The 4909-nt window shown below is 69.1% G+C and carries 5 protein-coding genes and 1 tRNA gene; all 6 read left to right on the plus strand.

The annotated features are described in order from the left end of the window. Positions 1–894: carbohydrate ABC transporter permease (locus tag ABWK99_RS13585; RefSeq protein WP_372595239.1), on the plus strand; the 894-nt coding region annotated here is incomplete at its 5' end. Continuing rightward, positions 894–1682, plus strand: a complete 789-nt coding sequence (locus ABWK99_RS13590) for a carbohydrate ABC transporter permease (protein ID WP_372595240.1) — start codon at positions 894–896, stop codon at positions 1680–1682. The genes ABWK99_RS13585 and ABWK99_RS13590, both read left to right, overlap by 1 nt. Before the next feature lie 48 nt (positions 1683–1730). Continuing rightward, positions 1731–2609: a TolB family protein gene (locus tag ABWK99_RS13595; RefSeq protein WP_372595241.1), complete on the plus strand. Its 879-nt coding sequence runs from the start codon at positions 1731–1733 to the stop codon at positions 2607–2609. A 119-nt stretch (positions 2610–2728) separates the two neighbouring features. Beyond that, complete coding sequence (locus ABWK99_RS13600; protein ID WP_372595242.1) at positions 2729–3187, plus strand: VOC family protein; 459 nt, start codon at positions 2729–2731, stop codon at positions 3185–3187. A 70-nt stretch (positions 3188–3257) separates the two neighbouring features. Beyond that, positions 3258–4367: a Gfo/Idh/MocA family protein gene (locus ABWK99_RS13605; RefSeq protein WP_372595243.1), complete on the plus strand. Its 1110-nt coding sequence runs from the start codon at positions 3258–3260 to the stop codon at positions 4365–4367. A 296-nt stretch (positions 4368–4663) separates the two neighbouring features. Then, positions 4664–4736 (plus strand) — tRNA-Arg (locus tag ABWK99_RS13610). Positions 4737–4909: the final 173 nt, after the last annotated feature.

Raw genomic sequence — 4909 nt, forward strand, 5'->3', positions numbered from 1 at the left:
AGGGCTCGCGATGGACGGGGGCGCACCACCCTGCGCCCCCAGGGCTACACCTGGATCCTTCCGGCGTTCGTGATCTCTGTCGGGCTGATCTACTACGCGGTCGGATACACCGGGTACATGTCCACCCTCGAGTGGAACGGCACCTCTCCGGACCGGGTCTCCGTGGGCGCCTCGAACTACGCCCAGGTGTTCGGCGACGCGGTGTTCTGGAAGGCGATCCGGCACACGGTGATCGCGTTCTTCTTCACCTTCATCCTCCAGACGGGGATGGGCTTCTTCTTCGCCGCGATGCTGCACTCCCGCCCGTTCGCCGCGAACGTCTACAAGGTCATCCTCTTTCTCCCCGTGGTCCTGGCGCCCGCAATCACCGCGCCGGTCTTCCGCCAGGTCTTCGCGCCCGACGGGCAGGTCAACCAAGCGCTGCGGCTCGTCGGTCTCGACAGTCTGGCGCAGCCGTGGCTCGCCCAGACGTCGACGGCCCTGTGGGCGGTGCTGGTCATCATGGTCTGGCAAGGGACGGGGCTCGCAGTGATCCTGTACTACGCAGCGATGAGCCAGATCGACCCCGAGATGCTCGAGGCAGCGGAGGTCGACGGGGCGGGGAACATGCGCAAGCTGTTCAGCATGATCCTGCCGAACGTGAAGGGCACCACCATCGCGCTGGCGACGCTCACGGCGATCGGGGTCCTGAAGATCTTCGACATCCCGTACCTCGTGACGGTCGGCGGGCCGAACTTCTCGACGGAGTTCCTCGGCACGTTGATCTACCGCACGAGCATCCTGCTCGGTCAGGTGGGGTACGCCTCGGCCATCTCCATCCTGATGCTCGTCCTGGCGATCGGCATGGGCCTCGCGCTCAACGTGCGCCGCAGTCGCGACGGCAAGGGGGTGTGATGCTCACCATCCGTTCGCGAGGACGACGCGTCGTCCTCCAGATCGTCCTCACCCTCATGACCCTGCCGTTCTTCCTGCCCTTGGTGGCGATGGTCCAGGGCTCGCTCGGTGGACTGGGGTGGGGCAACTACGCGGCCGTCCTGTCCGTTCCCGAGCTTCCGCTGTTCTTCAGGAACAGCGTGATCATCGCCGCGGTGACGATCGCAATCGTCTACGGCGCATCGATGCTCGCTGCCTTCGGGTTCGCGAAACTGCGGGTCAAGGGCAAGGAGGTGATGTTCTGGATGATGATGGTCGCGTTGACCCTGCCCGGGGTGGTGCTCCTGGCGCCGATGTTCGCGACGACCATCGCCCTCGGCATCTACAACACCTACTGGGCCGTGATCCTGCCCCTCGCGGCACTGCAGATCCCGTTCGCGGTGCTCCTCGCCCGGAACTTCGCCGCCGGGATTCCGGACGAGCTGATCGACGCGACGCGCATCGACGGGGCGTCGACGCTCAAGGGCTTCTGGTACGTGATCCTCCCGATGATGCGGCCGATCGGCGCAGCGATCGTCATCTTCACGATGATCGGGGCGTGGAACGAGTACCTGCTGCCCCTGGTGTTCCTCGTCGACCCCTCCACGCAGACGATCACCCAGCTCCCGTCGTTCTTCGTCGGTCAGTTCAGCAACGACCAGACGAAGGTGCTCGCCTCAGCGGTGATCACCGCGATACCCGAGGTCGTCGCCTACGTGTCGCTCCAGCGCCTGTTCGAGCGCGGTCTCGGCGCCGGCGCGCTGAAGTAGACCTCCGCACCCTCTGCCGTCCCGTGACTCCGAAAGTGATGTGAGCTCATGCCCCGCACCCTCGCCCCCGGCCAGCGAGCCGAGCTGTACGTCTGCGACGTGCTGACCGGCGACCTCAGCCTTCGCCTCAGCTCGGACACCCTTCTCTTCGAGGCTCCGAACTGGACTCCCGACGGTGGGAGCCTGGTCGTGAACGGGGACGGCCGGCTCTTCCGGCTGGGAGTCACGAGCGGCGAGCTCGAGGCGATCCCGATGCCAGGGGTGGACCCGATCAACAACGACCACGTGATCAGCCCCGACGGACTGACCGCCTACGTCTCGAGCGACGACGGGCACATCTACGCCGTGCCGATGGACGGGCAGGGTGGGGTGCGACGGATCACGACCGACAAGGGCGCCGGGTTCCGGCACTACCTGCACGGAGCGAGCCCGGATGGCAGCACGCTGGCGTACGTCGGGATGGAGATCCTGACGGCCGACAGCGTGCGCACCAACGTCTTCCTCATCGACGTCGAGACGCAGGCGGAGCGGCAGCTCACCGATGACGACCACCCGGATGACGGTGCGGAGTTCTCCCCGGACGGATCATGGGTGTACTTCAACTCCGAGCGCGCGTCGACCGAGCCGGGCCATGCCCAGCTGTTCCGCGTCCCGGCCGACGGGGGCGAGCCGGAGCAGCTGACCTTCGACGAACGGGTGAACTGGTTCCCGCACCCGGACCCGGACGGTCGGCGCATCGCGTACGTGAGCTTCCCGCCCGGGACGCTCGGTCATCCCGCCGACCTCGAGGTGATCGTCCGGGTCCTCGAGGACGACGGGACGGTTCGCGACCTGACGGCGCTGTTCGGCGGCCAGGGCACCATGAACGTGCCCAGCTGGTCACCGGACGGGCGACGGCTCGCGTTCGTCGCCTATCCCCTCGGGTGAGCGCACTGAGCGGCCCCGGCCGCGCCACCCGGATGCGCGCAGCGGTGAGCACCGCGACCCCGGACCCGACGTCTGCGCGCGACGTCGACCTCGTCACTCCAGGCCAGGAGGAAGTCCAGATGAAGAACCCGATCCCCCTCGCGGGGTTCATCCAGATCGCTGTCGTCGTCGAGGACATCGAGGAGGCGATCGACTCCTGGTGCGAGCTGTTCGACGCGCCGCGACCCGTGGTCCACGTGACCGAGGCCGAACCCAACCCGCGAGAGACCTATCGGGGCGAGGTCGCGTGCTACGGGCTGAAGCTGGCCGTCATCGACTGCGCCGACCGCGGCTTCATCGTCGAGCTGCACGAGCCCGACCACAACCCGTCGACGTTCCGGGAGTTCCTCGACGAGCACGGGAACGGCGTGCACCACATCGGGTTCCAGGTGGGTGAGGCCCGCGACGCCGTCGTGGGCGAGCTCGAGGCGAAGGGCTATGTGATGCGGACCGTCGGGATGTACCCCGACGCCAGCTGGACGATCGTCGACGGCGAGGACTCGCTGGGCGTGAACCTGAACATCAAGCCGCACCTGTGATCGCGGGAGTCGTCGTGAGCACCGACCGGACGTGCGCCGTGGCGCTCGGAGCTGAAGGAGGGGCCTCGTCATGAGGGAACCGGGACGTCCTGCCGGCGTCGGAGTCATCGGCGCCGGGAACATCTCGACGCAGTACCTGTCGAGTCTCGTCCGGTTCCCTGAGGTCGAGGTGCGCTTCGTCGCCGACGTCGAGCCTGGACGGGCTGCGGCTCAGGCCGCGGCGTTCGGCATCGCCGCGCACGGCACGCCGGACGAGCTGCTGGCCCGCGACGACATCGACGTCGTGCTCAACCTGACCGTCCCCGCTGCGCACGCCGAGGTCAGCCGATCGATCATCGACGCGGGCAAGCACGTGTGGAGCGAGAAGCCGCTCGCGCTGGACCGCGACTCGGCGGAGGGCCTGCTCTCGGCGGCCCGGGCGGCGGGCCTGCGGGTCGCCTGCGCCCCGGACTCGGTCATCGGAGCCGGGGTGCAGACCGCACTGCGGGCGATCGCGCGGGGCGACATCGGCGTGCCGCTGACTGCGACGACGATGGTGCAGATGCCGGGTCCTGAGGCCTGGCATCCGAACCCGGAGTTCCTCTATGCCGTCGGTGCCGGCCCGGTGCTCGACCTCGGGCCGTACTACCTCAGCACCCTCGCGCAGGTCTTCGGGCCGGCGACCCGCGTGCAGGCGGTCTCGTCGACGGCCAGCGCGACGCGGCGGATCGGATCCGGGCCGCGGGCGGGCGTCGTGTTCCCCGTCGAGGTGCCCACCCATCACGCGGCACTGATCGAGTTCGGGCACGGCCGATCGGCGCAGTCGACGTTCTCGTTCCAGCACGCGCTGCCGCGCTCGGGATTCGTCGAGGTCAACGGCACCGAGGGGACGATCAGCCTTCCGGATCCGAACAACTTCGACGGGGACAGCACGCTCTGGAGGTACGGGCACGATCAGCCGGTGACGATCCCTGCGGTCGGCGCCCGCGACGGTCGGGGGATGGGCGTCGTGGACCTTGTCCGCGCCATCCGTGGGGGATCCCATGAACGTGCATCCGGCCGGCTGGCCGCACATGTGCTGGACGTTCTCCTCGCGATCGGCGAGGCCGCGGTGAGCGGCATGCCGGTGCCGATCAGCTCGACCTTCCCGGCCGTCCCGCCGCTGCCTGAGGAGTGGGATCCGGTCGCGCTGTCGGGCTGATCGGCGCCGCGGGCGCGGGCCCGAGGATGACCGACTCGCGGGGGGACGCCCGACCGGAGGGCGCAATGCCCGCCCGAGCCCGGCGGGCGAGCCGGGCGCTGCGCGCGCGGAGCCGACCTCCTGCACGTCGGCTGCCCGCCACGTTCTCGCTCGACGGCGCCCGCCCCCACGGTAGTATCGCCGGGTCGCGGACGGCTCCACGGGTGGACGCGGCACGCAGTGGGTCCTCACGTCTCAGGGATCACGCGGCCCGTGCCAGTCCACGGGTTGCTGACCAGGTTTCTGACAGGTCCCGCGCGCCTGTAGCTCAGGGGATAGAGCACCGCTCTCCTAAAGCGGGTGTCGGCAGTTCGAATCTGCCCAGGCGCACGGGGTGTCTTCCCACCCCGGCCCGGGTGGCTCCGCGCCGCCGAGTCGTCTGCGGGAAAGACGCAGGGAGTCCCTCGGGGCGCTCGCGCGGGCGGTACTCGGTCAGGACCATGAGTCCCGGCAGTGCCACGGCCCGTCGTCCGGAGAGATCAAGGCTGCGGCGACCTCGCCGG

Origin of the sequence: Actinotalea sp., assembly GCF_041597215.1 — a bacterium.
Lineage (GTDB): Bacteria > Actinomycetota > Actinomycetes > Actinomycetales > Cellulomonadaceae > Actinotalea.